Origin of the sequence: Klebsiella sp. 141203 (assembly GCF_032601985.1) — a bacterium.
Classification (GTDB): Bacteria; Pseudomonadota; Gammaproteobacteria; order Enterobacterales; family Enterobacteriaceae; genus Klebsiella; species Klebsiella aerogenes.
In genome coordinates this window covers 429,727-455,921 of sequence record NZ_JAQIRL010000003.1, presented here as the reverse complement: position 1 = coordinate 455,921, position 26,195 = coordinate 429,727, and the positions used below count along the sequence as shown (strand labels likewise).

The following is a 26,195-nucleotide window of genomic DNA, read 5'->3' as shown; positions in this document are numbered from 1 at the left end:
TTACTGTGTAGGGTACATAATCAGAAACAGCCCGAACCTGTAAGGGTTAATGTAATGGTTGAAGGATCATCTTTTGTAGTTGGGGATACAGCGTTTGGCTGGCCAGCAGGAGGGGATTACCATGGCGAATCCCCTCTTGCGCCAGAAAGTCGTTGGCGACTCCCCCCGCTTCGCGCATCAACACCAGCCCGGGTAAGGCATCCCACGGGTTCATGTGCGGTTCGTAGTAGCCAATCAGGCGCCCGGCGGCTGCCCATGCGCTCATCAACGCGCCGGAGCCATTGCGGATGAACATGCCGCCATCGCTGAGCAGCGCGTCAAGAAAAGGCAGGAACTGCGCCGGCGTCACCCGATGCGACGTTCCGACGCCCATCACCCCTTCTTTGACCGTTGCTGCGGGATGTGGGCGGATTGGCGTCTCATTAAGCCAGGCGCCATGGCCCCGTAGCGCGTGGAACAGTTCACGATGATTGGGATCGTAGACGACGCCAACCACCGGCTCGCCGTCAACGACGATCGCCAGCGACAAGCACCAGGTATGCAGCCCATTCAAAAAACAGCTGGTGCCATCAATGGGATCAACCACCCATAGCACCCTGGCGTCCGGCATCTGCGTACCGCTCTCTTCGCCGAGAAAACCATCCTCCGCAAACGCGTCAGTAATGCGCTGCTTAACAAAGGCTTCTACGCGTTTATCGGCCACGCTCACCACGTCCTGTAGGTCATTGCCCTTATGCTCTACCGCCAGCGCCTCGCGCTGCTGATAATATTCGAAAGCCAGCTCGGCACCCGCTTTCGCCAGCTCGCAGGCCAGGCGATAGCGGGCCTGTAGCGCAGAGGAATCCAGTGATGTCATCATTTACTCCTTTTGCACACGTGTGCAATTTTATTTAAAAAAGCCCCGAAGAGCGCAGTGAGTGTGGATGGATTTTAGCGATAATTCTGTGATCGATTCATCATAAAACGAATTTTTCATTTAGCGCTATTACGAATTATTAATTTCACGGCAACTTCACGATGACGTGAAGGTTGATTGAATTTGGCGATCCGGCTGACCAGCATCTCCATCGCGTGATAAGCCAACAGCGTGGTGTCCTGCTGGATAGTAGTAAGTTGATAAGGCTGCCATTCTGCCTGGGGAATATCGTCGAAGCCAATAATCGCCGGCAGGACGGCCGCTGGATTATCCGCTCGTAGCCCATCCATCGCCCCAATCGCCAGCATATCGGTGGCGCAAAACAGCGCCTGCAATCCTGGCCTTTCCGCGGCGAGCCGGCGAGCGGCAGCAAAACCGGACTGATAACCGCCCGTTTCGCAGAAATGCGGCGTAACAGCTATCCCGCTGGCATGGTGGATAAACCCCTCGTAGCGCTGACGGGTACTGAAATTGTCACGATTTTCGCCAATAAAACCGACGTCCCGGCACTGGCCTGCGTGCAACAGCTCAGCGGCCAGTTTCCCGCCGAGCGCGTTATCGCTGCTGACGCGATCGCAACCGGGAAGCTCAGCGTGACGGTTGATAAGCGTAACGGGAATTTTTCGCGCAAGATACTCCTCAGCCAACTCCAGCGGCGGCGCGCCGGAAGTGATAATGACGCCTGCGACGTGGTAGCTGAGAAGATGTTTTAGCGAAGGGGCTAACTGCTGCGGATCATCGGCGTTCATCAACAATGGCATAAATCCATGCAGCGCCAGCTGATGGATGAGCGGCGCCAGCAGCTTACTGCGAAAAGGGTTATCGAACCCCGAAGTGATGATGCCGATAAAGTTGCTGCTGCCGGTGTTCATCGTACGGGCGATGATATTGACCTGGTAGCCCAGAGCTTCCGCGGCGGCCTGCACTTTGGCGCGGGTTTTCGGCGACACCGAGGCCCCAGGCGTGAAAGCGCGGGAGACGGCTGAACGGGAAACGCCGGCAAGCTTCGCCACGTCTTCTGCTTTAATCCATTTTTTATCGTTCATCACTTTGATTTTTCAGTGAATTTATCCAACATAGATATATAGCTCAACACATTACCCTCGTCACGCTGTAGGCAATGTATTCCGAGACCACTTTGGCTTTCACTATACCCTGAATCGGGTCGGTGATGCCCGTCATCCGGCGCGGATAATGACATTTTTTATTATCACGTTAACTGCACAGAAGTATAAACTTTTCGTGATATTGTTTCTTTCGTTCGCGCACCAATTATAATTATTATCATGATAATTCATGAAGAATAAAAATGCGGTTAAAGAAGAAACACAACCAACTAAATTATAATAAACACAATCTTCCCCAGCACATACAAAAATATAGCGACAACGTCCACATATCAATAATGCCCCTGTATTTTCACGATATTAACTGCATTATTTGAAATAAAGTAAGCGTGATGTGGAATAAAACTTAATAACAGGAAAAGGTCTATGTCAAAACTGGATTTCCGATCCCCAAATACCTGGCGCGCGCTGGCGTCCATCGCGGTCATCGTCGGGGCAACGGCGGCGGCATTCGCCTGGACCTCAGGCTGGCTGGGTTCGCGAACCACCAGCCAGTCATTAGTCCCCGATCCAGACAAGCCTTTTCCTGCCGGGTTTCGCCGGGCACACGGCAAAGGGATCTGTTTTACCGGGACGTTCGAGCCAGCCGCTCCAGCCGTTTCTTATTCCACCGCACGGCTCTTTTCACAGTCGAAAACCCCCGTTGTAGGGCGATTCTCCATTGGCGCAGGTAATCCACACGCGGCTGATAATTCAACGAAAACCCTGAGCATGGCGCTGCTACTGAAAACGGACGATCAACAGCAATGGCGCATGGCAATGAACAACGAGCCCTACTTCGCCACGCGAAACCCGGAGGGCTTTCTTGCCATGAAGAAGGCCACCGCCGTCGACCCGGCCACCGGTAAGCCCGATCCGCAACGTCTCGCGGCATTTTTACAGGCCTACCCGGAAGCCGGTAAATATTTGCAGTGGGCGGCGCAAAAGCCAGCGCCAGGCGGCTTTGCCGGGGCGACATTTTTCAGCATTAACGCGTTCTATCTTGTGAACGCTGACCGCCAGCGCCAGCCCGTACGCTGGATGATGCGGCCGCACGATCCATTTGTCTCTATCGCTGATGAACAGCGACAGAAAGCCGACCATAACTTCCTGTTCGAACAATTACAGCAGCGACTTTCTCAGCATCCTATTTACTGGGATTTGGTATTGCAACTCGCCCAAGCTGGCGACGCGGTGGATGACCCTTCGCAGCCATGGCCAAAGGATCGCCAGCAGGTCGTCGCCGGTACGCTCAAAGTCACCCAACTCGTCGCCCAAGCCGAAGGCGCCTGCCGTGACGTTAACTTTGATCCCTCCATCGTGCCTGCTGGAGTAGAGGTCTCTAACGATCCCGTCTTAAATGCGCGCTCTGGCGCCTATTCGCATTCCTGGAGCCGTCGCGAACGGGAAATTGGCTACGGCAAAGCAACCGAAGCCGTGCAAAAACAGGAGGTTAAATGATATCGAATAAACCTGACCAAAGGCGCGCGCCGCAGCATTTCAACCTTCTGGCGAGATATCTGCATTGGCTGATGGCAATCATGATCCTGGCCATGCTGTTCATCGGCGCCGCGATGATGACTTCATTACACCATCGCATTTGGTTGGTGGATGTACATCGGCCATTGGGGATCGCTATTTTGCTGCTGGCGCTCATTCGCCTGGCCAACCGGTTTTATAGCCGGCCGCCACATCTTCCTGCGGAGCTCTCACGCTGGCAGGTGCTGGCGGCAAAAGCGTCACACTGGGCGCTATACGCGCTGATGCTGGCAATGCCATTGCTTGGCTGGGCGCAACTGTCGGCTGCGGGCGTTCCGATAGTTATGTTTGAAGGACTTAACCTTCCGGCCATTACCCCGACCAGCCCGGCGCTTTTTGCCTGGTTTCACGACGCCCATCGCCTGTTAGCTAAACTGCTCTTTGCGGTGGTGTTGCTACATCTCTCGGCGGCATTAGTGCACGCATGGATATTCCGCGACGGCGTGTTTGCTAGCATGGCGAAAAGTACCAGCCGGTCCAGTAAACCACCTGCTGAGCGGTGAAACTTAATAACAAGATGCGTTGAAATAAAGATAAAGGGGCTTTTGCCCCTTATTTTTTGCATCCGAAAAATCAGCAGCCACTCACTGTAGCGCCCGCCTATAAAAATTAGCCCGTCCGTTATTTATTGCACAACCACCACTGACCTTGATGATTAAATAAAAAAGGGGACGGAGTGAATTACCCAATCACTGTTTAAAAACTATACAGAAATTAATATATATTCGCGCATATCATTTTCAAAAAATGATGTAGATCATATTCCCGCACCTGCCCTGTGAAAAAATGCGCTTAATAACCAAGTAAGCATTTACTTAATACAGAGGGGATATATATGGGAAGCGTCAGCGCGGGTACTGCGCAAAAAATGGGGTTAACGGCACTAACCCTTGTGACCGCATCAAATATGATGGGTTCCGGTGTTTTTATGTTGCCGACCAATCTCGCCGGAGTGGGATATATTTCACTATGGGGATGGTTGTTTACTATTATTGGCGTAATTGCGCTGGCGTTGGTTTTCGCTAAAACCAGCCTCATTACCCCTCGCGCAGGAGGGATCGTGGCCTATGCCAGCGATGCGTTTGGCCCTTTCATCGGGTTTCAGACGACGGTTTGCTACTGGATCAGCGCCTGGATTGGCAACGTCGCGCTCCTCGTCGCCGGGGTCGGCTATCTGAGCTACTTCTTCCCGGCGCTGCATAATCCGGTTTACGGTTGTATCACCGCTATCGCGATTCTGTGGGCATTTATTGCCTTAGGCAGCCTGGGGGCGAAAACGGCCGGGCGCGCGCAGTCCTTCACCGCCAGCTGCATGCTGGTCGTGGTGCTGGGTGTGGGCATTGTCGGCTGGTTCTGGTTTGACCCGAAAATGTTCTCTGAAGTCTACAACGGGACGGGCAACAGCGACAGCTCAGCCATCGTCTCCGCGGCCTCCATTGCGCTGTGGGGTTTCTTAGGGGTGGAATCCGCCGTGGTTTCCAGCGGACAGGTGGAAAATCCTGAACGCACGGTGCCTCGCGCAACCGTATATGGTCTGCTGATTGCCTCCGTATGTTACGTCGGTAGCTGTACCGTTATCATGGGCCTGGTTCCCCACGCCGAACTGGTCAAATCTGCCGCCCCATTCGCCGATGCGGCACGCTATATGTTTGGCGATATGGCCGGCAACATCGCCTCCGCGCTGAGTATTATCGCCTGTTTTGGCTCCATTTCCGGCTGGTTGATCCTGCAGTCAGAAGGCCCGCGCGCAGGGGCCAAACAGGGGTTATTTCCGCAGATTTTCGCCGAGACCAATAAAAATGATGTCCCGATGAAAGGTCTGATTATTTCTGGCGTTCTGATGAGTCTGGTGCTGTTACTGACGGCTTCCCCCGATCTCGCCAAACAGTTCCAGGTGGTGATTCTGATGTCGGTATTTGCCTCCCTGCTGCCTTATATGTATGCCATTATCGCGCTACCTATCATCATGGTTTCTAAAAAGCTCAACCGTGGACGTGGCTTTATGTTTTATTGCGTCCTGACTGTCATCGGTATGATTTACAGTATATTCGCCCTGCTCGGTTCGGGTACTGATTCCATTTTCTGGGGCACCATTATGATGATGGTAACCATTCCTCTGTTTTCTTTTGTCGCGGCCGGACGTAATAAAAAAGGCCAGGATATTCTTTACCTTCAAAAATAATATTTTATTCACCAACATAAATATGGAGATTCATATGTCTTTATCTATTGCCGATCAAAATAAACTCGATGCATTTTGGTCATACTGTGTAAAAAATCGCTACTTTAATATTGGCTACCCTGAATCTGCTGATTTTGATTACACCATGCTGGAGCGTTTTCTGCGTTTCTCAATTAATAACTGTGGTGACTGGGGAGAGTACTGTAACTATTTACTCAACTCTTTCGACTTTGAAAAAGAAGTCATGGAGTATTTCTCCGGCATATTCAAAATCCCCTTTGCGGAAAGCTGGGGTTATGTCACCAACGGCGGCACAGAAAGTAATATGTTTGGTTGCTATCTGGGAAGAGAGCTGTTCCCGGAAGGCACGCTCTACTATTCAAAAGATACTCACTATTCCGTCGCTAAAATCGTCAAACTGCTGCGTATCAAATCGCAACTGGTGGAATCTCAACCAGACGGAGAAATGGATTATGACGATTTAATCAATAAAATCAGGACCTCAGGCGAACGCCATCCTATCATTTTCGCCAATATTGGCACAACGGTACGCGGCGCTGTTGATAATATCGCTGAGATACAGAAGCGTATCGCTGCGCTGGGGATCCCACGTGAAGATTATTATCTGCATGCGGATGCCGCGCTAAGCGGCATGATCTTGCCTTTCGTGGAGGACCCACAACCCTTTACCTTCGCGGATGGTATCGATTCGATTGGCGTTTCCGGACACAAAATGATCGGCTCCCCGATTCCATGCGGCATTGTGGTAGCCAAGAAAGCCAACGTCGACCGTATCAGCGTAGAGATCGACTACATCTCCGCCCACGATAAAACGATTTCAGGGTCACGCAACGGTCACACCCCTTTGATGATGTGGGCCGCCGTTCGCAGCCATACCGATGCCGAATGGCATCGCCGCATTGGTCACAGCCTCAACATGGCGAAATACGCCGTGGATCGCTTTAAAGCAGCAGGTATTGACGCGCTGTGCCACAAAAACTCCATCACGGTGGTCTTTCCGAAGCCTTCTGAATGGGTATGGAAGAAACACTGCCTGGCAACGTCCGGCAACGTGGCCCATCTGATCACCACCGCTCACCACCTGGACAGTTCCCGGATTGATGCGCTGATCGATGACGTAATCGCCGACCTGGCGCAACGGGCGGCATAAGAGTGAGCAGCGGCAAACTGCCGCTGCCCGCTGGACAATCTGGTGGGTTGCAGCGCCAACCGGAACCCGCCAGACCTGCACAGTATATGGGAATTTCGCATCAGGAGTCATAAACGATGAGTGCAAAGTTAAAAGCCATACGTGGTATGCGCGACGTACTGCCCGCCGAAACGCCAATCTGGCAATGGCTTGAAAATAAATTCCGTCGTCTGACCTACCGTTATGGCTACCAGGAGATCCGCTTACCCCTGCTGGAACCGGTCGCCTTATTCGAACGTGCTGTTGGCGAAGCCACAGATATCGTTGCCAAAGAAATGTACAATTTTACGGATAAAAGCGGCGAACAGATTACGCTGCGTCCCGAGGGGACCAGCGGCTGCATGCGTGCGGTGCTGGAAAATAATCTGTGTTACAACAAAACCCAGCGCCTGTGGTATCAGGGCCCGATGTTTCGCTATGAACGCCCGCAGAAGGGACGACTGCGTCAGTTCACGCAGTTCGGCGCTGAAGCCTTCGGCATGGCCGGGCCAGACGTCGATGCTGAAATGATTTTTATGGTCCGGGATTTGTTCCAGGAGCTGGGCCTGACCCCGCATGTCAGGCTGGAAATTAACTCCCTGGGCACGCCGGATGAACGGCGGGCGCATAAAGCCGCCCTTGTTGACTGGTTTAATGCTCATCGTGAGCAATTGGATGAAGATAGCCTCAAACGACTGGAAACCAATCCATTACGTATTCTCGACAGCAAAAATCCGACCATGCAGCCCATGCTGGAACAGGCGCCACGATTGCTGGATTACCTGTTCGAAGACTCCCGTCGCCATTTTTCGCTACTTTGCGAACTGCTCGATAAGGCCGATATCCCCTATACCATTAATCCGCGTCTGGTGCGCGGGCTGGATTACTACACCCGCACCGTGTTTGAGTGGGTGACTGATGAACTGGGTTCGCAGGGTACCGTCTGCGGCGGTGGCCGCTACGACGGCCTGGCGGAGTTATTCAATCCGAAGGCGTTGCCAGCCTGCGGTTTTGCCATCGGTATCGAACGCCTGCTGCTACTGATTCAGACCGTCAGCCAGAAAGATAATCCGTTGTGGCATTTTCACCCAGACGTGGTCATTACCAGTGAATGTCAGGATGATGGCCTGCGGGCCCAGATGCTGGCGGAGCTTCTGCGCCAGCGTATTGAGAAGTTAAGCGTGATGGTGGATTGCAGCGGCAACAAACTTAAACGCCAGCATCAAACCGCCCTACAAAGCCAGTGTCGCGCGATAATCACGCTGAATACCGACAATGAGATACGGCTATGGGACCTCGCCAGCTCCCGTCAAATGTCGCTCGAAGAGAAAGCGCTCATTGACTGGCTGCAACAGCACTGTCAGTAAACACGTCCAGATTGGGTACCGTGCGGCAGGACGGTACTCGTCGCGGCGCTTATCCCGCCTTCAGCATTTCACCCTGACACACAGCGAGATCCTTAAGCAGAGAACCGTGGACATGCCGAGAAAAAACAGATTATTTATTCCGGGGATGCCGCATCTGGCGCAGCTTCGCGGGCATAATGGCGAGGAGTTATTCCGCCACGAGGAGGATTACTCAGCCTTCGAACGGTGTATGCAAGACGCGGCGCAACGTTACGCCGTGTCTATTCACAGTTGGTCACTTGCCGTTCCACGTATCCTGCTGCTGGTCAGCGCTCCGGATAAACAGGCGCTGAGCCGTTTTATTCAGCATATCGGACGCAGCTATGTGCCTTATTATAATCGTCGTTACCAACGGCATGGCGCGTTGTGGGACAGCCGCTACCTATGCAGCCCGCTGGAACCTGAAACCTATTTCCTGGCCGTAAAACGCTTTATTGAATGTGACGAAGACGGGAGCCCGGGGTGCCATAGTCACGGTAATCTGCCTTCAGGTTTGATAGTTCCTCATCCTGCCTGGCTCAAGCTCGGTGAGAATGAGCAACAGCGACAGGCCCACTTCCAGGAGTTCTGCCGGCAACCGGTAAATCGGGCGCTGGTGACCAGAATCCGCCATGCACTGGCGCAAAATTGCCTGCTCGCCTCGCAAGCGTTGAGCCAGCAACTTGAAGCCCAGATGGAAAGGCCGCTGCGGGCAAGACATTGCGGCCGCCCGCGTAAATATGAATCCTCCCCGTCAGAACAGTGGACCTGGCTGGAACTTCAGGCTGAACAGTTTCTGCGCCAGCATGGCTATCAACAAATCAGGTTACCCTTACTTGAACATACATCGCTATTCGCCCCAGGCGGCCCGGTGATGGCCGACAAGGGAAAATTACGTGGCGATGGAACAACCGGATGTCTACGCCTGATGGCCGATAACCCTCATACCGCAGTAATGAGCCGGATTTGGTATTCAGGCGCCATGTTCCGTCAACGCTCCCTGGATGGAGATATCCGGCAAAATCATCAAATTGGCGTCGAAGCATTCGGCATGCCGGGCGTTGATATCGAACTCGAGCATCTGGTCATGCAGGCGGTTTTCTTCAGGCGTATTGGCCTCGGTGAAATGGCGGAACTGCATATTAATATGCTGGGTGACGAGCCCTCGCTGGCGGCTTTCCGCCGGGCGTTACGCGATTATTATCAGCCCATCGCGCATTTGCTGAACCCGGAGCAGCAGCACTGGCTGGAGAAACATCCGGAGTGGTTGATCCATCATGAGGATATCCTTCTTCAGCGTCTTGCTCCTGCGGCGCCCTGCCTGGCGGATTTTATTACCGTTGACTCCCGTCATCGGTTCCAGCGCCTTCAGCACGCCCTGACCCAAGCCGGTATTGCCTGGCAATACGATCCTGCGCTGTTTCCCGCCAATGACTATTGTCAGTTGGTCTTTGAATGGCGCAGCATTGCCATGGAGCGCGAGTTAATTATCAGCCGTGGCGGCCGATACGACGCCTGCGCCAGCCGTATTGCTGAAAAACCGGTTTCCGCCTGCGGTTTTGCATTCATGATGGAGCCGATTGTCACTCTGCTCGGTTATCGTCCCCAACCCGCCAGAGCGCATCCACCGACCGACATTGTGATTATTGCAGGCCAGCCTCGTGTGGCTGCTAAGGCAATGCTGCTCGGGCGTAGCCTGCGTCAGCAATTTCCCTATTTAAGCATCATCAACGACTGCTCTCCCCAACGAATCAGCACCCGCTATAAAAATTCCAGGCGCCTGGGGGCGAGATTTATTCTTGAAATCGAAGGCGACGGAGAAACGGTTATCCTCTCTGATTCACGGGACCATCGTATTAAGATTTGCACGCTTGATAACATCACCGATCGGCTCGCGCAGGTCGTTCTGGCTCAGTAATGGGCGTGGGCCGATAAGAGGATTTGCTTATCTCACTCCATTATTTGATTAAAAGGACGTCGCGCATTCTGCAGCCATGGAATACGCCTATCATTCGGGTATAACAGACAAAAGCGCGTCGCCAGACGATGCGCCTCAGCCAGATCTCGCTGCTGTAAGGCCAGCAAGATCTGCGTGAAGGAGACATTCGGGTCCGGTTGAACACGCACATAGTCAGGCGCCCAGCGGCGAACGGCTGCCAGCCAACGCTCATCGCGGGTATGTTGGTATCGTTGTAGATACCCCATCTGGACATCAAACCGGTAGCGGGTGGCAAGCAACCAGCCTCCTACAGGAAGAGATTCGGCCAGACGCCACTGTGTTGATTGTCGCTCCGCCAGCGTCAGTTGCTGCTGCGTATGCAGCGTGAGAAACAGCAATGGTGTGATGACAACAACCGCGATCAATGCCACAGCACGCAACAGCGTCGCCAGGGTGAACGGCAGCCGTGCCCCCTTTCGCCTACAGTCTGCGCAACGAAGCAACAAAATCAGCAGTAGCCAGTGTGGCGTTGACTGCCTGACGGGGTATTCCGTCAACATATGGATAACGACGGGTAGCGCCGCCACCAGACAGGCGCGATGCCAGCGATTGCCGTATAGCCAGAGCCATAAACCACTCGCCATAAAACAAAGCGCCCCCAGCAATCCAATCAGCCCTCCCTCCACCAGCCACAGCGCCAGTTCGTTATGCGGATGCGAGATGCTACTCAGCCCCAACGGACCCGCGCGTTCAAGAAACACGGCGGCGAAACTGCCCACGCCCCATCCTGCCCACGGACGTTCGGCAAATAATGCCAGCGATGCTTTCAACACCGTCCAGCGCACCTGGGAGGTCGTCAGGTGATTAACCGTCACCACCGACAAGAAATGGCGGGCAAGCGCGCCCGCAATCATGCCTATCGCCAGCGGCAGCAGAAGTAACAGCAGCGTACGGCGCTGCGCAGGAAAAACCGCCAGCAGCAAGGCCTCGCCTACCGCCACAGACAGGTAACCGGTTTGCGACTGAGACTCATGCAGTACAAATCCCATTAGCACCAGAGCAATCGCGATGATAATTCGATATCCGCCACGTAGCCGTAAAAAGAGCAATGCTGACAGCAGCACGCCACACGCCGTGAAGCTGGCCATCAGATTAACCTGCTGAAAAATACCGTAGGGGCGCGTACCGCGCCGCCAGGCAAACTCCCAGTAATTCACCCCCGGCCAATGCCAGTATTGATAGGTAAACGCCAGACATTCGAGGACACACGCGCCCCAGAGCAGAGCCAGCAGTACTGTCAGCGTGTTTGTCGTAAGCGGAATTTGCAACGTCGCCAAATAAACAAGCACGCCTCCCAGCAACGCCCCCGCGACCAGTAGCGCCTCGGACTGCCAAACCTCAGGCGTCAACAGACAAAGCAGCGTTAGAATGAGCGCCCCCATCGTAAACCCCGCTGCGGGTATAGTTATCCGCCAGCGTTGACGAGGTACCAGCATCGATGCGCTAGCTGCCAGCACAACGGCATAAATCCAGGCCGTAATATTTAGCGGCAACGACAAACCGCTACCGCCGTTATTCGGCCAGTAGAGATGCATTGCCCCGCCCCAGAACAGCAGACTGACAACGAGCAATACTTTCTGCGCCGGCAGCGGCGCAATACGATGCAATGCGTTCATCATGCTACTGGTAGTTCAGCGTCCAGGTCCCGCTGGCGCTGAAGGGGCCGTATTCGAGAGTCTGATTTTTTATCGCCGACGGTTCCGCCGCGACCCATGCCAAAAAGTTCAGCGTCATCGAGCCTTCAGTAATCTCTTTGACTGACGTGCTTTCATCAAGGCGGATTGCCGTACCATCCTCTTCGCTCATTCCAATGCCGATTCCGGAGGCGCCTTGTTCACTGCTATCCAGCGCCAGATGATCCGCCAACTCCGCATCCTCACGCCCGCTGAAAGTGACCGAGATCCCGCGAAAAACCTCCGGGTTGCAGTCGCGTAACTCAATGCTGAATTTTTTCGGCTTACTGCGCCCCGAGAGATAGAGATCCTGCGTCGCGATTTGCCCGAAATCGACCTCGATTTTGTCGCCTCCTGGCACAAGGCTGCAGGCCAACGCTCGAATGGTGCCGTGAAAATACATATCGCCGCCGACCAGCTTAGTGTCGGCCTGCGCCAAGCCGCCAAGCAGTAGCGCGCTGGTCGCGATTAACGCCGTAAATCTCATGGCATCCCCCTACTGAAACTGCGCGACAACGGTGGCAGAAGCTTCAAACTCACCTTCTTTAACGCTTCCCACGCCCGGTTTTGCCACCGGCGCGGCGGTAAGATTCCAGTCGCCCTGATTCTGGTAAAAACCCTTCACGTTGTAGAATTGATTGGGCACGACGGTGCCGCCGCTCGCGTCTTTAATCACAATGCCAAGGTCGTCGCGTTTTTGGCCACCGCTCAGCGTGCCGAGGAGATGATCGTTAAACCCCGCCGTGCCTGACGCCGTGGTAGTTTGTACGCCAAGATTAATGTTCAACGCGCCCTGATCGAAGCTCCCCCCCTCGCAGACCACATGAATGGGGATCGACTTGCTGTAGTTGGTGCCGTTGAGCCGGGCGGCGGAGCCTGGCAGATCGCCAAATTCAATGCTGATTTTGTCTCCCCGATTAAAGATGCATTTGTCCGGTACGGTAATGAGCCCGGATTTAATGACCACACGGGAAATTGGCGTTGTCGGCGTAGGTCCCGCGTTGCCCAGACGTCCAGCAACCTCCACCAGCGACTGAGAGGTAATATTGATGCCGTTAATAATGGGTTTAGTGACAATAAACGTCACTTTCCCTTTAGAGCCACTTTCAATGTTAGTAGCTCGCTCGTAGCCTTTGCGCTTTTTGCAGTTATGGTCGTTGTAGCGATTCGAAAAGTTGGTGAACGGCGCCTGAACATAGTTGTTATACCGCCCGGCGACCCATACCTGGACTTCCACATCCAGGTACTCATTCAGACGAAAACGGTTCGCTCCCTGATTAGAAGGCGGCATGGTGGTCGTGGTGGTGTAGTAAATCGGCTGTCGCGAGATGTCGGCCTGCTCACAATGAAAATCCACGACATACCAACTGCCCAAATTCCAGGTGAACGGATCCGTTCTGCCGCCCTCGTGGTTTTTGCTGACATCCAGCGAGCTCAGTTCAATATCGTACTGATGCGGCGAACCGCCCTGTGGTTCTCCCTCTCCGAGGGTAAATGCCTGCCCGGCCAGCGGACAGCCCGCCAGGGCGACCCACAGCAGTGCTTTGTGCAATACGCTCATAGATACTCCAGCTTAAGTCTGACCAGACCGTTAAAGTCGCCAGCGGTCACCTCCTGCCCAAAAGATTCTAGCGCGGCAAGAAAGTGAATCGCGTTATCGCCCGGTTTGAGGATCCACATGCGTTGCGGTTGATTCAGATGGATCAACTGGTTGCGTTCGGTCAGTAGCCGAATGCCCGCGCCGCGCACATCGCCGCGAATCCGCCCAAGATCGCTGTTTTCCGGCGCGCTTTCGGCCATCAGAGTCATCGAAACGCCACGCTCCACCGTACTGTGCGCCAGCTCAGGGAGCTCGCTGGTCTGCCCAGGGAAATCCTTTAACGTGTGCCCGGAGCCTTTTAAGCAGCCATTCAGGTGCAGCGTCACCAATACCGGATCGCTGCGATCGCCGCTCTGGCGAAAGCGGCTGGCGGAAATATCGCCGAGATCGATGGTCTGATCGCGTGAAGCCATATCCAGCACGCACGGCGAAACGAATACCCGGCCATGAAAGCGGACGTTGCCATACTCGCCGGAAACGTTGCTCATATCATGGCGGCCGCTTGTGGCCTGAACCGAGCAGGCCATGCCTGCCATCAGCAGAGCGCAAAGCATCTTTTTCATTTACGAGTCCTTTACCGGGGCTGTTGCTCCATCGGCAATGCTTTACACACATTGCCTGTACAGCTGAATTTCAATTCAGGGTGACCGCCAAAATCGTTCACGTACATCATGCTGAACTGGCTGACGCTGGCATCCGAAACCTTGAAATCGAGGGAGGATTTCGGCGAGATCATAATCCCCGGGAAATCAGTCAGCCTGCCGCCGCCCTGGGCTTCAGGTTTGCGGCTTAAGCCGATTAAGGTGACGAAGTATGGCGTTGGGTTATCCACGGTCCAGCGCTGACCCTGTTTGTGAAAGGTCAGTTGGTTTTGCCACACGGCCCCCGGCGTTTCCGGCACGATAGCTGTCGGCCGATAGAACAATTTGATCCGCGACTGCATCGCCAGCTGCAGTACGTTCGGCTTATCCGGTTTTGGCGGAATTTCACGCACGTTCAAATAGAACAGACTCTCGCGATCCTGTGGCAACGCGTTAACTCCGCTGGTTTTCGTCACGCGGGCGATTCCCTTCTGCCCACCGTTAATCCGTTGCAGCGGCGGTAAGACCATTAATGGCGAGGTAATTTTTGTTCCGTGGGCGTCCTCTACCCACGACTGAGCCAGAAAGGGAATACTCGGGCTGGTGTTGGTTAAGTTCGCACTTACCGAGCGAGCATCACCGGTGATAATCATGCGTGTACGGTCGAGCGCAATACCCGCCCACGAAGCATTGATCTGGGCAATAAAAAACAGGCCACAGGCCACGGGTTTAAGCCAACGGCGCGCGAAATTAAGAGATTTATTATTCATGACAAAATTCATTCAGGTTATTGATATTATTCACAAGGCAACAGCACGTTACCTTCCGGGTTGATTTGTTGCGGCACCTGTAAGTGACACTGCGCACGACCAGCCCAGGCAACGGAAAGACGCTCGGACGGATTCACCCCCGCAATCCAGGCCATGCCGTTTTCCATCACCATGGCGACGCTGACGCCGTTGGCGTTAAACACTTCGGCGCCAAACGGCGGCACCGAGCCATCCTTCAGGCGCAGCAGCGCCATCATTTTTTGCCCCTGCGCGACGGCAAAGCGCTGGTAGCCAATGGCGCCTTCCGTCAGGGTGTTAGTCACGATCGCTTTGGTCGCGGAAATGTCCTCGTCCATGGCGTCCACATCGATACGGGTATCAAAGCTGTGATAGCTGACGACGTCCGGTACGACGGCAATACCGAAACGATTTGAGTGCGCCTGTTCGCCGTTAAGCGGCACATTGGCAACGCCATCGGTATCAACCATCACTCTGGCGGTATTCATTGACGCCTGGCTGTTATGTAACGCCGCGCCGTGACGCGTCGCCGTTAAGCCGCCGCGTACCGTGCCGCCAACGGAGAAATAGCGTGATTGCTGCCAGCTGACGTTGGATTCCAGTTCCGCCATCATGCTGCGGTGCTGGTAATAGCCATCAAATGCCGTATGACCTTCCCCGGAAACCCCTGCGCGCAAGCGCCACGGATTGTTGCGATCGCGGTTATCGGAATACGAAACCATTTGGCTGGTCTGGTTACCGCTGTTCTGTAATTCATAATCCATAGAGCGGCCATCGCCCCATGGCACTGAAATTGAAAGCGAGAGACTGTCGTCCCGTTTGCCCTGATACTCAGAGCGATAAGCCGCAAGGTTGGCGCTGATCCCCTGGATACCCGCGAAGGAAAAACTGTGTCCCATCGATAACCCGTAACGATCCTGGGAACCGCGATCCCAATAGTTCTGGTGGGTATAGGTGAGGTAGAGCGTGGTCGCTAAATGCGGATCGTCAGCAAAAAAGGTTTTGTTGCCGGTAACGGTGTACATCTCTTTTTCGTTGCCGGCGCTGTTGTTACTTTCATACTGCTCGTCGAGAAACTGCGAGAAGGTGCGGAAGTTACGCTGTGAAAAGCGGTATCCGGCAAAGGTAATCGCGCTGTTGTACTCATCAAAGGTTTTGGCATAGCTGAGCTTAAAGGACATGCCTTTTTGTTCAGCCTGATGCTTCACCCGACTCACGGATTGCGTCGCATCGGCCGACAGCGCTCCCAGCCAGCTTAAATCCCGTCCAATCCCCATCGACCAGGCGTTGTAGCGCTCGCCGGTGAGCAACGCGCCCCCGTACAGTGACCATGCATTGCTCACCCCCCAGGAAAAATCGCCGCTATAAAACGCAGGGCCCTGAACGTCGTGGTTATAACGCGATGGCTTGCCGACCGCGGCGTTGTAGCGAACATAGCCCGGGCGCGTCAGGTAAGGAATATCAGCCGTATTGACCTGAAAAGTTTGTACGCTGCCATCCTGCTCCTCGACCCGCACATCCAACGTACCGCGTACCGAACCGTGCAGATCCTGAATATTAAACGGCCCCGCAGGAACGGTGGTTTGATAGATAACACGGCCCTGCTGACTGACGGTGACCTTCGCATTACTGCGGGCGATGCCGTGCACTTCAGGCGCGTAGCCCTGCAAATTTGGCGGCAGCATACGCTCGTCGCTGGCGAGGTTGACCCCGGTGAAGCGCACCGAGTCAAAAACCTGAGAATTCAGATAGATTTCACCGACCGTCAGTTTTGCAGCCTGCATTGGTAACGGGCGATATGCATAGATCTGATCCCAGTCGATACGCCCATGATTATCATCTGAAGCGTAATTGGCCTGATACTGGCCCCGAAAACGCCATGCGCCGAGGTTAAAACCTGTCTGCCCATAGCCGGACAGCGAGCGATAATGATCGCCACCCTGCTCGTAATGCGTGGCCTGCCCTGAGATGCTGTAGTCAAAAATCAGCCCGGCGACGCCGTTATCCCAGCGCTCCGGCGGCGTCCAGTCTGGGTCGGTATATTTCATCCATGCCTGAGGCACGGTAATGTCCAGCACGCCTGCGCTATTATTCAGCGCCACACCCGGCAGGCGGGAAATGTCATAGCAGGTTGCGCTAATGGGATGAATATGGGTCAACGCCTCTTCTTTTAGCGCCAGTAACTCGAGTTGTTGCGCCGTCAGACACGCCATAGATTTATGTGAGTTGGCAGGATCGGCGATATAACGGATTGACTGTTGAGGAATCTCCTGGCTGTTTATACGAACATCCAGCAGATATTCTCCAGGAGCCACAAAGTTGCCTTCGGAAAAACGCTGTAAATCGACATTATGCCTGTCGCTGGCATCCAGTACGTCGGTATTAAATTCAATGGCCTCATCCGCTTCAGCCCATGAAGCGGCGCAGACCAGAGCAATAAATAGTGCCAGACGTTTTTTATCTGTTTTCAGCGTGATCATTTTCGTTCGCAACCTTCAGATACCCGAATTGCAGTGCAGCTCAGAGATAATTCACAACAAAATGCGTGACCGCAGTAAATTCGCCAGATGTCATTCTTCCGTCGCGGGAGATCAAATAAGCCGTAAACTTGAGCGTATTTTTTCCTGGGTTAAGTACATAGTCCGGTGATGGTTTGCCCAGATGAATTTGCTGCCCTTTGCTGTCGTATATTTCTATCGCTAAATTTTCAGTTTCCGATTGCACGCTCAGATAATCTGGATTGTCGCTATCGGGGGCGCCGGAAAAAGTAATATTGGCGCGTTGAAACAAATTACCGGGGTTTTGAGAATCCCCTAGTGAGCATCCCAGCAAATGAATGCTGAAATCATGCGCAGATACTTTTTCAGGTGTTCCGGAAATATCTCTGGCTGAGAGGTCATCAAATTCAACCAGTAGCGACCGGTCGCGCGGATCGACATAACAAGCAGCCTCAATAATATTTCCCCGCATACGCATTTTTCCGGGCGTACTGACAAGACGTTGAGTGTCAGCCGAAACCCATGCAGGCGATATGAAGATAAAAAGCAGTAAAATACGCCATCCAGGCATAACCGCATTTCCTTTCAGTTATTCGCAGGAAGGGTTAAGCAGGCGCGTTAATGCGCCCGCTGCAGATCGTTACTGATAATCGATCTGGAAATTAACGGTAGATTCAAAATCACCCGGAGTTACCGCTGCAGATGCGTTGTTTGCCTGCAGGTAAGCGACGAAATCAATGTCGGTTTCGCCATCGGTAATGTTGACCTGAGAGGCAGCTTTACCCCACTCAACATCCTGGTTGCCGCTGTCAACCATACCGATGCCTGCGCCCTTGGCGGTACCAGAGGTGAAGGCGGCTAGCGCGTTGTTGTCTGCATCAATCGTTGCCGGGGTATAAGTCACGGTAGCGGTTTTTGCGACAGTCGTATCGCAACCCTGCAGAACGATTTTGGCATGTTTAACGCCAGCCCGTTGGTTGTCTTTTAACTGAGAGGTTGGGATCTCGCCAAAATTCACCTGCACCGGGCTGGATTCTGGCGCCAGACCACATGCGGAATTAACGAGAGAACCGGTGAAGTGGATTTTACCGTTAGTCGGTTCAACATTTTTTGCAGCGAAAGCAGAAGATGCAGTAAAAGTCATTCCCGCCATCAGCGCACAGGCCACAGCCACGTTTTTCATTTTCATATTACTACTTAACCTTATATCTGTGTTTTGGTTATTTCGACGATCTATTTCCACAGACAATTCCTGTCCGGGAAAGCCCGATCTCGCGGTGGCGGCAGCGCATATCCTTGCAAACAATCCATCTCAAGCCGCACCGTATTTTGAAGTTCATTGGTATTCCATCAGAAATACCGTCCACAGTCGTTTACGCTGTTTCGGGGCTTATATTAAGTCGACGAAAAATTGACACAATGCCAAAATACGGAATCAATCAAACTCAGGAAATCGTGTTGCTCCCCCGCCTGCAGATCGATCTTTTACCTAAAAATCAGTCAAAAAACACGCAACCAACAGTGTTAATGTCTATTATTTATGGTTTTTATAGAGTTTTTAACTATCAACTATTTTTTAATTTAGAACAGATAACTGGCAGAATATATTTATAAAATATTTTTAAAAATTGAAAGGGATACCAAAAGTGAGTGCTGACAATAAGATAGTGAAAGAAAGGAAGGAGAATGAATGATGACATAAAGAATATTAAAATATTGTTATGTAAATGATAATAAAGCGATCTATGGCACAACCTCTTTTTATAAATGAATTATGTTATGCTGTTGCTTCCCCCACTCGAATGCGAGATATCCTGCTTTAAAGGAGACATCAGTGATTTCTCATATACCAATAAACAAAATTAAATCCGTAATTATTGGTGATGGTTTAGTTTTCAGACCACTTAAAAATACCCTAAAAGACGTGGCATCTGGTGAAATAGCTACATTGAATAATGTGGCCACACAATTACTGCTCTATTTGTTGCAAAATGGTAAAGAGATATCTTCGCGCGATGAAATTCTGCTGAATGTTTTTCAGCAGAATGGCGCCAGGGCGACGGATGCGAATCTTAACCAGCACATTTCATTTTTGCGTAAAGCCATTACGTCAACAGGTCATCCTGCAGAACTCATCGTTACCATTCCTCGTATTGGATTTCGGATGGGCGACGTCAATATCAATATTCAGCAAATGGAAGAAGCGCAAACGGCCGCCAGAGTTGCCTATGTTGCATCGACGCCGAGGAGAAAGAAACCAAACCGGTGGCCTGTCGCTATCACAGCGTTAATTACCAGCATCGCCGTGCTGGCGACAGCGTGGTTAACATGGATACCCAATCATATCGCCATGACAGACGCGGCTATCTTGCGCACCATCGACTACGAGCAATGCCGTGTACATATATTAGGAAATGCCCTCACAGACACGATAAGCGAAAAGAAAGCGCTGGATATTTTCAAGTCCGTGGGGATTAGCCCCAACTGCTCGCACCCTAAAGATCTGTATCTTAATACCTGGGCGAGCAACCATAACCTGGTTGATTGGTCGTTTGCCGCTGAATGCGGCCTCAACCTCGGCTATTACCATTGCATCAGCCAGTATCGCCATCATGAGGAATGATATGAAGCAGGAAAGCGATCACTCTTTTTTACTCTGGTCAGTCGTAATCGTCATTATTGGGCTGGCAGCAATCGCTTATTTGATTATCACTGGGAATGCTAAAAAACAAGAAATCAGTTTTTCCTGCTCCTCGGAATTCACGTCGATACTCGACATCCAGAATACCAAAAAGGAACTCCACGGAATCATGCTGATTACCAGCTACAACTCCGGGCACCTTTCATTATCAGTGCAAGGAAAGCTCAAAAGCGATGACGGCGAGTTTGCTGTAAACCGAAAATTGTTCTTTCGGTATGCTCGTCCGCTTGGACATACTGCCGGCGTTTTCATGCTCACTCCCGAGGGACGCGAAAAATCCCCCGATGATGAAGCAACGGACGCTGTCGATTATCTTTTCTTCGACGCTTACGAACGTGCCGACAAGCTGTATATGTTAAAGCGGCTGAATGAGGAAACGGTTCTTATTGGCGATAACTTTTCACCCCGCTTTGCCTGCGTAATGAATCACTTCGCAGATTAATCACCTTCTGGATATGCGTCGGGTTAAGGATGACCTGATGTATCTCTCTGAATCGCCACGGATGATCGGTCATAGAGTCAGCGCCCAGCTTTAGCAGATTCTTTTCAGGATGGAATCATCGCAAATCAGGAACTCGCGGCAGGCTTTGAGAAAAGCATTCTGTCCGGTTGTCGATTCGGGGACGGCGTGCTCGCGCGGTTTCAATGTGGCATCGTCCAGGCGAACGCCGGGGAAGTCTGGCGGCAGTGGCTCAATATAACGAGCAGGCTCTTTATTTAGTCATTGCTCAGTCTCAGCGCGGCAGGTGTGGGTCTTACGGCCAATTCCGTTCGCCTCTTTCCATTCACGGAACGACATAACAGAATCGTCAGCGTTAAAGTAAAACTCTTCGGTCTGCGTATTAAACGCAGCCTGTACTAGCTTCCGCTTGATGGGGCATTGCTTATTACGCTAGTGACGCGCTCGCAGTCCTGCCCGTACTCCAGGACGTTTGAAACGTCGGACGATGAAAAATAGAGAATTACCATGTGGAGTCTCAGAGTTTGATTATGTGTTCGTTCCGCTAAAATCAGACGTTGGGAAAGCATTTCCTGTTGTCTTCGACCTTACTGCACGTAAAATGACCAGACACATTTTGGGAAGGAGTCTTTAATGGATATTGCGCTGCTCAACAGGGGCTGGAACAGAACATGGTCAGATACCATGGTGAATCTTGAAGCCCGGAAACTCGTCGAAACAGCAAACCGGCTGTCAGCATTCTATTTGCAAGATGGTATTACACGAATCAAGTTTGTCGAAGAGATAAAACAGGTTGTATATAAAGAATTTGAAACAGCACGACGAGCTAAAACCGATGAAGAATGCATTGCATGCATCAAGAATCTGCGTGCCGAAACAGATAATTTGCAAGAACAAGAACGCCTGTTAAGAACCAGAGCCGCCCAACTTTATGCAAAGGTCGAGTTTGTCAGGGAAAACAATAAAACCGTCGGTTATGTTATATCCGCTGTAAATGTGGTGCTATCAGGCGTGGTTCTCTTTGGTGGCTTTATGATGTTATCCACTATGGGGCCGATTGGTATGCTGGCTGGGGCAGTCCTGATTGCCGATGGAATGAACGGATTAACGAAAGAAGTGCTCAACTTTGATCAGCCAGCAGGACATAAACCCTCGCAAGGCATCATTGCTGACTCCGCGATGCATACGGCCCAGTTCATGGGATTTAATCCTAACACGGGCCTGGCTCTCTATAATGGTGTTACTCTTGGTGCCAGTGTGTACAGCATTGTAGGACTCGCTCGAAAAACTGGAGCCTGGAGATTATTCCGTTGGCTTCCACACGATTACTATCGCAAAGTCAGCACAATGAACACTCCTAAGCTAACAATGAAGATTGTCGGTTATGGTGTTAAAGCAAAAGTGATTTTCGATCTATTAACAACAGAAAATGGAACCAGTTAATCCTTGATAGTTTTTCGGTAACGCCAGGATTTATAGGAAATTACCGGCGGCTGTGCAAAGAACATAATGGCAACCCCAAAGATCATCGCCAGCCCCCATGCAAATGCTCTATCAGGTGAGCTGAAGACGATAAGTAGCAGTAGGATTAAGGCACACACAGCCACCACTCCCGCCAAGGTAACAAATCGCCTGGCGAGGTCATTTATGGCCTCTCCAAGCGTTCCTCCATATTTTTCAATATTGCTTTTTATCTTCTGCAATTCAGGCTGCGTAAACCCTGAACGTAACAAAGCCTCATCAGTCACTTTCATATCGTCTCGTCCCTTATCTTCCAGAAGTGCTTTCCCAATCGCTGATTGTGCAAGCAATCATACTGATGAATTTTACAGCAATCCACATGATGTTTATGCAATGTATCAGATTTCAGACAATAGAAGCCATAAAGCCCCGTTAGTGGTACAAGCAACAAGCGTAGCGACTTCATCAGGCCAACCTGGTTGGTTTAGCTTTGCGAAAGTCATCAGTGATCAAATCAGATTGTCAGAAGGATCACACCTTATCAGGGTGCTCGTGTATCTTTCGGAGCGTGAGCGAAGCGCTGGCAGAACCTGCATATCGTGTGCAGGTACGTTTACCACTATTCACCTGTTTACGCAGCCACAAGGCCACACATCGGGCTTAAATGCGTGTGATCAATCTGTTCGGGAGTTATGCCAGGTATGCGGCTTTTTGTTCGTTGTTGTACTGTCGCAGTATGAACGATGGAACGACTGCCAGTGTGAAGATATGCTCCCCTGTACCACAGACCAATCACGCGACAGGTGCGGGCGTAGTACAATGGGTAGTTTAAGTTGTACCTGTAAAGCAGAGCAACGTAACTGACTGAATAATCTAACTTATTGATTATTAATAAGATTTGGAGCGGGCGAAGGGAATCGAACAACCTCCCTTAACAGCCTTGAAAGATCTCAAAACTGGTAGTTGATGACGGAGATTGTAGAGGAAGAATCTCATGTCTATCAAGGCCCAATCTTATTTATATCCTACTGCTGACGGCGTTTGGATGTTCCAGATCTTCATTCCGGTGTACATGCGCCACATCTTCGGAGGGAAACGCCTGTACCGGAAATCTACAGGCACCAGGGATCTGACAGCAGCAAAACATTTCCGTAATCACATGCTGATCGAGTGGAAAACCCTGAAAGAACAGTATTCCCCGGATACGGAGGAAAGGCGCATACAACACGCCATCGCAGGACTGCATAAGCAAGCCACATTACGCGCCCCACTCCAAACAGTACCGACACTAACCACTATCCGCGATCAATACGCGGACAAATACAGAGACAAGCGCTCATTCTCGACGCTGGCTAAATCTGCTCGCGCCGTCGAGGTGTTTCTCGCATCGCTGGATCGGGCAGATGTTAAAATCACTGAGATCAGACGGTCACAAGTGACGATGTTCATCAACCAGCAGGGCAAGAAAGCCCCTCAAACCGTCCAGAACTGGCTAACGTGCCTGGGGAGCCTGTACGAGTATGCTCGGAGAAGTCATGACGACATAGCGCCGGATAACCCGTTTCACGGCATGAACCTCGAAGCGAGGGCGACGATTGAAAGTTATCAGCCGTTCGATCCTGACCAGATGCAAAAGCTACTGGATTCAGCAGAGCCAGAGATCAGGAACATTATCACTATGGGACTCTTTTCAGGATGCCGCCTTGATGAACTGGCAAGCCTCAAGAAGTCAGAGATCCAAACGGTGGAAGGTGTACGCTGTTTCTACATCTCGAAGTCAAAGACCAAAGCGGGGATCAGGCATGTCCCTATTCACTCCCGGCTATCTGAGATTGTCGATGAGTATTTGAGTCACGCTTACGGCGAATACCTGTTTCCACAGGCTAACAGGATTAACCGGAAGGACGGCAAGAAAGGCCCCTTCTACTCTCAAGCGTTCACCAGACTACGCCGTCGTGTGCTTCCTACAGCCACAGACCGCCAATGCTTCCACAGCTTGCGCGGTATGTTCATAACCTGCTTAGACCGTGCAGGAGTACCAGAACAGCGGATCGGAGCCATAACGGGACACACAGACCAGAAATCGAAGACGGAAGCCTTCCGCACCTATTCCCAGGGCGCGAGCATGGAGGAGCTAAAAAAACATGTGGAAATCGTTAAATTTTTATGGTAAATGGGTTGACTTTCAGTAAGGAAATGTGCTACCCTACACACGAAGTTCGCGAGCGAAGCGAGGGAGGTTTGTTATCCCGAAGGGATAGAGCTACCTTTGTACAATAGTATTCTTTCATGTTAGTCATGAAAGAGAGAGTATGTCTGTTCCTGTGTATCAATCACTACTCAGGTGTACTCTCTACCTCCGATCTGAATTAACCATTAGCCTACCCTGATAATAATCTGTTCTTGTTACTACCTGATGTAGCTACGAAGGTATGAGTAATCCGAAGTCATGCACTGATCCAACTATCATTAACTTAACCTTTATAATAATCCCTTCCTGTTACTCACCGATAACCACCACCAGAGATCCATCTCGATGAGATTCCAGAGTATGCTGGAGAGTCGTCTCGATGATTACCGTCTTCATTTAACCACGTCCACCAGCAGCCCCTGAACGCATTACAGCCTGTCTCCCTGACGTCCACCCATCCTTTGAGAGAAAGCAGCGCAGAACTCAGCAGACGAAGCGAGAGCAGCGCCCAAGCTGGCACATCGTGCAGCCGTCGCCCTTCTCACTGGTGCAACGTCCAGAAGATGATTCGCAGAGCCACCAGCGGCGCTACCTGACGTTGTTGAGAGTGGAAGCCCCCCGATCAAATGCATACGCTCTAATGAGTGCTCCGGGCCGTTCTCTCTGACAGCTTCACTGTATCCCCACTATCCACTTCCGACCATGCAGATTCAGACAATACAACTCTCAAATCACATTTAAATACAAAAGTCAACAAAATAACTTGACAAAAAGTGCTTTTTCCTGTATTATAAATCATATAAGGAAGCAATGTTGAAACGGTGCTCATTCGTCACATGGTATGAGCGTACCCCATCGGGGAATACACGCGAGATCTCGCCGCCTTTTATAGAATCTAATCCCCTAACGCTATTCCCATAGTAGCAAGCATGACCGTGCGCAACGTCGTACACTCTCCGCAGAATAAAGCCTCCAGGTTGCCGAATGTTTTTCTCCTTAGCCCAGAACCCAATCTGGGTGGTTGTGTTGGACATTTGGATCAATCCTTCCTGGGGGCTTTCCTGCATTTGAACATAAGGAAAATCATTACAGTTGAAAAGTCAGACATTAAAAACCATTGCCGAATGGCTCCCCCGCTTTGAGTTCCACGTTTACCGCGACAGGCTACGCCAGTACGGAATGCCAACCACCCCGCAGCGAGTAGCGTTTATGTATTGGGCTGAGGAAGTGATGCAACATTGCTTCACCTTCGAGGACTTCGTAAACGAGTGGAGCAATGGCAACGATCACCGCGAAATCAACAGATGGTTGCAATCCTGCTACATCGGCATGGAGTTTTACCAGGGCAAAACGTATTACGTAACGTCTTACCTCGTCGGTGGGAAGAGTCCGTTTTATTGCCCACGCTGCAACCGCATCAACATCAAACGACTATTAGAAATCAAGGAGAAACAAAAGCGTGACTAAACTACCAGCCGCATTAATGCGTGAAGTAAAAGCAGAATTTAAGGCCCAGCGTGAAAGTTACATTTCAGGATACATTGAAGCCCATCTGTCTGATGTGTTCAGCATCTCAGACTTCTACCCTGTGATCCTCACCACGCTACAGCAAGCTATCCTCGACGGGTACACCATAGCCGACTATGACCGCCAGCCGTTCTATAACGCCGGGGAACCTGCAATTCGCATTGTGTTGAACCGCAAGCAAGATGAAATCGAGGCTGACCGTACTGCCCTCACCACAGAGGCAGAAGCCCAGCTTATGGCGTCCCTGATGGCTCAAGCAGAAGAATATTACACCCAAGCCGTAGCCGAAGAGGAACGCCGTCAACGTGCAGAAGCAGCCGCGCAAGCCGCAGCAGCAGCCGAGGCCCAGACGTTCGCCAGCCGTTTACGTGTCGCCCTCGCGGACACTGCGAGGTAAGG

The 26,195-nt window shown here is 51.8% G+C and carries 23 protein-coding genes and 1 pseudogene; 12 read left to right on the top strand and 12 right to left on the bottom strand.

Annotation, left to right across the window (positions count from 1 at the left end; genetic code table 11):
• Window positions 1-46 precede the first annotated feature (46 nt).
• Entirely contained in the window at window positions 47-856 is an 810-nt protein-coding gene (locus tag PGR29_RS14760) for an inositol monophosphatase family protein (RefSeq protein ID WP_087859732.1), read from the bottom strand.
• Between the two features lie 116 nt (window positions 857-972).
• Window positions 973-1,929: a LacI family DNA-binding transcriptional regulator gene (locus tag PGR29_RS14755; RefSeq protein WP_316424916.1), complete on the bottom strand. Its 957-nt coding sequence runs from the start codon at window positions 1,927-1,929 to the stop codon at window positions 973-975.
• Between the two features lie 480 nt (window positions 1,930-2,409).
• Between PGR29_RS14755 and PGR29_RS14750 the strand changes: the two genes are divergently transcribed.
• From PGR29_RS14750 to PGR29_RS14725, 6 genes are all read left to right on the top strand, one after another.
• Entirely contained in the window at window positions 2,410-3,483 is a 1,074-nt protein-coding gene (locus PGR29_RS14750; protein WP_316424763.1) for a catalase family peroxidase, read from the top strand.
• Window positions 3,480-4,064: a cytochrome b gene (locus tag PGR29_RS14745; RefSeq protein ID WP_113372999.1), complete on the top strand. Its 585-nt coding sequence runs from the start codon at window positions 3,480-3,482 to the stop codon at window positions 4,062-4,064. Before PGR29_RS14750 ends, PGR29_RS14745 begins: the two co-directional genes overlap by 4 nt.
• A 332-nt stretch (window positions 4,065-4,396) precedes the next feature.
• The gene (gene hdcC / locus PGR29_RS14740) at window positions 4,397-5,743 is read left to right on the top strand and encodes a histidine-histamine antiporter (protein WP_045373958.1); all 1,347 of its coding nucleotides are present in this window, start codon (window positions 4,397-4,399) and stop codon (window positions 5,741-5,743) included.
• Window positions 5,744-5,777: 34 nt separating this feature from the next.
• Window positions 5,778-6,914 (top strand): histidine decarboxylase, encoded by a 1,137-nt coding sequence (locus tag PGR29_RS14735; protein ID WP_015369839.1) that lies wholly within the window; start codon window positions 5,778-5,780, stop codon window positions 6,912-6,914.
• Window positions 6,915-7,030: 116 nt separating this feature from the next.
• Window positions 7,031-8,299, top strand: a complete 1,269-nt coding sequence (gene hisS / locus PGR29_RS14730; RefSeq protein ID WP_113373000.1) for a histidine--tRNA ligase — start codon at window positions 7,031-7,033, stop codon at window positions 8,297-8,299.
• Complete coding sequence (locus PGR29_RS14725; protein ID WP_308957833.1) at window positions 8,208-10,235, top strand: ATP phosphoribosyltransferase regulatory subunit; 2,028 nt, start codon at window positions 8,208-8,210, stop codon at window positions 10,233-10,235. The genes hisS and PGR29_RS14725 overlap by 92 nt, the downstream gene beginning before the upstream one ends.
• Before the next feature lie 32 nt (window positions 10,236-10,267).
• Here PGR29_RS14725 and PGR29_RS14720 read toward each other — a convergent pair whose 3' ends face one another.
• The 8 genes from PGR29_RS14720 to PGR29_RS14685 all read right to left on the bottom strand — a co-directional run bounded on the left by PGR29_RS14720 (window position 10,268) and on the right by PGR29_RS14685 (window position 18,645).
• Window positions 10,268-11,935: a PglL family O-oligosaccharyltransferase gene (locus PGR29_RS14720; RefSeq protein ID WP_113373001.1), complete on the bottom strand. Its 1,668-nt coding sequence runs from the start codon at window positions 11,933-11,935 to the stop codon at window positions 10,268-10,270.
• 1 nt (window position 11,936) lies between these two features.
• Window positions 11,937-12,476, bottom strand: a complete 540-nt coding sequence (locus tag PGR29_RS14715) for a fimbrial protein (RefSeq protein ID WP_087859738.1) — start codon at window positions 12,474-12,476, stop codon at window positions 11,937-11,939.
• 9 nt (window positions 12,477-12,485) lie between these two features.
• Complete coding sequence (locus PGR29_RS14710) at window positions 12,486-13,550, bottom strand: fimbrial protein (RefSeq protein WP_087859739.1); 1,065 nt, start codon at window positions 13,548-13,550, stop codon at window positions 12,486-12,488.
• The gene (locus PGR29_RS14705) at window positions 13,547-14,152 is read right to left on the bottom strand and encodes a fimbrial protein (protein ID WP_113373002.1); all 606 of its coding nucleotides are present in this window, start codon (window positions 14,150-14,152) and stop codon (window positions 13,547-13,549) included. Before PGR29_RS14705 ends, PGR29_RS14710 begins: the two co-directional genes overlap by 4 nt.
• Before the next feature lie 11 nt (window positions 14,153-14,163).
• Window positions 14,164-14,940, bottom strand: a complete 777-nt coding sequence (locus PGR29_RS14700) for a fimbrial biogenesis chaperone (protein WP_308957831.1) — start codon at window positions 14,938-14,940, stop codon at window positions 14,164-14,166.
• 26 nt (window positions 14,941-14,966) lie between these two features.
• On the bottom strand, window positions 14,967-17,438 hold the full coding sequence (locus PGR29_RS14695; RefSeq protein WP_308957830.1) for a fimbria/pilus outer membrane usher protein: 2,472 nt from the start codon (window positions 17,436-17,438) through the stop codon (window positions 14,967-14,969).
• Between the two features lie 40 nt (window positions 17,439-17,478).
• A complete protein-coding gene (locus PGR29_RS14690) occupies window positions 17,479-18,027 on the bottom strand; it encodes a fimbrial protein (RefSeq protein ID WP_213793542.1) in 549 nt (182 codons plus the stop codon).
• A 69-nt stretch (window positions 18,028-18,096) separates the two neighbouring features.
• Complete coding sequence (locus tag PGR29_RS14685; protein ID WP_015369827.1) at window positions 18,097-18,645, bottom strand: fimbrial protein; 549 nt, start codon at window positions 18,643-18,645, stop codon at window positions 18,097-18,099.
• A gap of 645 nt (window positions 18,646-19,290) precedes the next feature.
• Between PGR29_RS14685 and PGR29_RS14680 the strand changes: the two genes are divergently transcribed.
• Entirely contained in the window at window positions 19,291-20,079 is a 789-nt protein-coding gene (locus PGR29_RS14680; protein WP_087859743.1) for a winged helix-turn-helix domain-containing protein, read from the top strand.
• Between the two features lies 1 nt (window position 20,080).
• Window positions 20,081-20,599 (top strand): hypothetical protein, encoded by a 519-nt coding sequence (locus tag PGR29_RS14675; protein WP_045391971.1) that lies wholly within the window; start codon window positions 20,081-20,083, stop codon window positions 20,597-20,599.
• A 96-nt stretch (window positions 20,600-20,695) separates the two neighbouring features.
• Here the strand turns inward: PGR29_RS14675 and PGR29_RS24935 are convergent.
• Window positions 20,696-21,049 (bottom strand): annotated as a pseudogene (locus tag PGR29_RS24935) (DEAD/DEAH box helicase); the annotation flags it as partial.
• 201 nt (window positions 21,050-21,250) lie between these two features.
• Here PGR29_RS24935 and PGR29_RS14670 point away from each other — a divergent pair.
• Window positions 21,251-22,060 (top strand): DUF4225 domain-containing protein, encoded by an 810-nt coding sequence (locus PGR29_RS14670; RefSeq protein WP_316424761.1) that lies wholly within the window; start codon window positions 21,251-21,253, stop codon window positions 22,058-22,060.
• On the opposite strand, the gene PGR29_RS14665 is transcribed toward PGR29_RS14670, so the two are convergent.
• Window positions 22,057-22,371, bottom strand: a complete 315-nt coding sequence (locus PGR29_RS14665) for a hypothetical protein (protein WP_049059946.1) — start codon at window positions 22,369-22,371, stop codon at window positions 22,057-22,059. The genes PGR29_RS14670 and PGR29_RS14665 overlap by 4 nt on opposite strands.
• 701 nt (window positions 22,372-23,072) lie before the next feature.
• On the opposite strand from PGR29_RS14665, the gene PGR29_RS14660 reads away from it, so the two are divergent.
• From PGR29_RS14660 to PGR29_RS14650, 3 genes are all read left to right on the top strand, one after another.
• A complete protein-coding gene (locus tag PGR29_RS14660; protein WP_316424760.1) occupies window positions 23,073-24,251 on the top strand; it encodes a site-specific integrase in 1,179 nt (392 codons plus the stop codon).
• A 1,110-nt stretch (window positions 24,252-25,361) separates the two neighbouring features.
• Window positions 25,362-25,736, top strand: coding sequence for a hypothetical protein (locus tag PGR29_RS14655; protein ID WP_043876086.1), 375 nt, complete (start codon window positions 25,362-25,364; stop codon window positions 25,734-25,736).
• On the top strand, window positions 25,729-26,193 hold the full coding sequence (locus PGR29_RS14650; RefSeq protein WP_316424759.1) for a hypothetical protein: 465 nt from the start codon (window positions 25,729-25,731) through the stop codon (window positions 26,191-26,193). Before PGR29_RS14655 ends, PGR29_RS14650 begins: the two co-directional genes overlap by 8 nt.
• The last annotated feature ends 2 nt before the right edge of the window (window positions 26,194-26,195 follow it).

Bases quoted from the DNA above. Each gene is read 5' to 3' on its own strand.
- PGR29_RS14760 (WP_087859732.1), bottom strand. From the start codon at position 856: ATGACATCACTGGATTCCTCTGCGCTACAGGCCCGCTATCGCCTGGCC.
- PGR29_RS14750 (WP_316424763.1), top strand. From the start codon at position 2,410: ATGTCAAAACTGGATTTCCGATCCCCAAATACCTGGCGCGCGCTGGCG.
- PGR29_RS14745 (WP_113372999.1), top strand. From the start codon at position 3,480: ATGATATCGAATAAACCTGACCAAAGGCGCGCGCCGCAGCATTTCAAC.
- hdcC (WP_045373958.1), top strand. From the start codon at position 4,397: ATGGGAAGCGTCAGCGCGGGTACTGCGCAAAAAATGGGGTTAACGGCA.
- PGR29_RS14735 (WP_015369839.1), top strand. From the start codon at position 5,778: ATGTCTTTATCTATTGCCGATCAAAATAAACTCGATGCATTTTGGTCA.
- hisS (WP_113373000.1), top strand. From the start codon at position 7,031: ATGAGTGCAAAGTTAAAAGCCATACGTGGTATGCGCGACGTACTGCCC.
- PGR29_RS14725 (WP_308957833.1), top strand. From the start codon at position 8,208: ATGAGATACGGCTATGGGACCTCGCCAGCTCCCGTCAAATGTCGCTCG.
- PGR29_RS14720 (WP_113373001.1), bottom strand. From the start codon at position 11,935: ATGATGAACGCATTGCATCGTATTGCGCCGCTGCCGGCGCAGAAAGTA.
- PGR29_RS14715 (WP_087859738.1), bottom strand. From the start codon at position 12,476: ATGAGATTTACGGCGTTAATCGCGACCAGCGCGCTACTGCTTGGCGGC.
- PGR29_RS14710 (WP_087859739.1), bottom strand. From the start codon at position 13,550: ATGAGCGTATTGCACAAAGCACTGCTGTGGGTCGCCCTGGCGGGCTGT.
- PGR29_RS14705 (WP_113373002.1), bottom strand. From the start codon at position 14,152: ATGAAAAAGATGCTTTGCGCTCTGCTGATGGCAGGCATGGCCTGCTCG.
- PGR29_RS14700 (WP_308957831.1), bottom strand. From the start codon at position 14,940: ATGAATAATAAATCTCTTAATTTCGCGCGCCGTTGGCTTAAACCCGTG.
- PGR29_RS14695 (WP_308957830.1), bottom strand. From the start codon at position 17,438: ATGATCACGCTGAAAACAGATAAAAAACGTCTGGCACTATTTATTGCT.
- PGR29_RS14690 (WP_213793542.1), bottom strand. From the start codon at position 18,027: ATGCCTGGATGGCGTATTTTACTGCTTTTTATCTTCATATCGCCTGCA.
- PGR29_RS14685 (WP_015369827.1), bottom strand. From the start codon at position 18,645: ATGAAAATGAAAAACGTGGCTGTGGCCTGTGCGCTGATGGCGGGAATG.
- PGR29_RS14675 (WP_045391971.1), top strand. From the start codon at position 20,081: ATGAAGCAGGAAAGCGATCACTCTTTTTTACTCTGGTCAGTCGTAATC.
- PGR29_RS14670 (WP_316424761.1), top strand. From the start codon at position 21,251: ATGGATATTGCGCTGCTCAACAGGGGCTGGAACAGAACATGGTCAGAT.
- PGR29_RS14665 (WP_049059946.1), bottom strand. From the start codon at position 22,371: ATGAAAGTGACTGATGAGGCTTTGTTACGTTCAGGGTTTACGCAGCCT.
- PGR29_RS14660 (WP_316424760.1), top strand. From the start codon at position 23,073: ATGTCTATCAAGGCCCAATCTTATTTATATCCTACTGCTGACGGCGTT.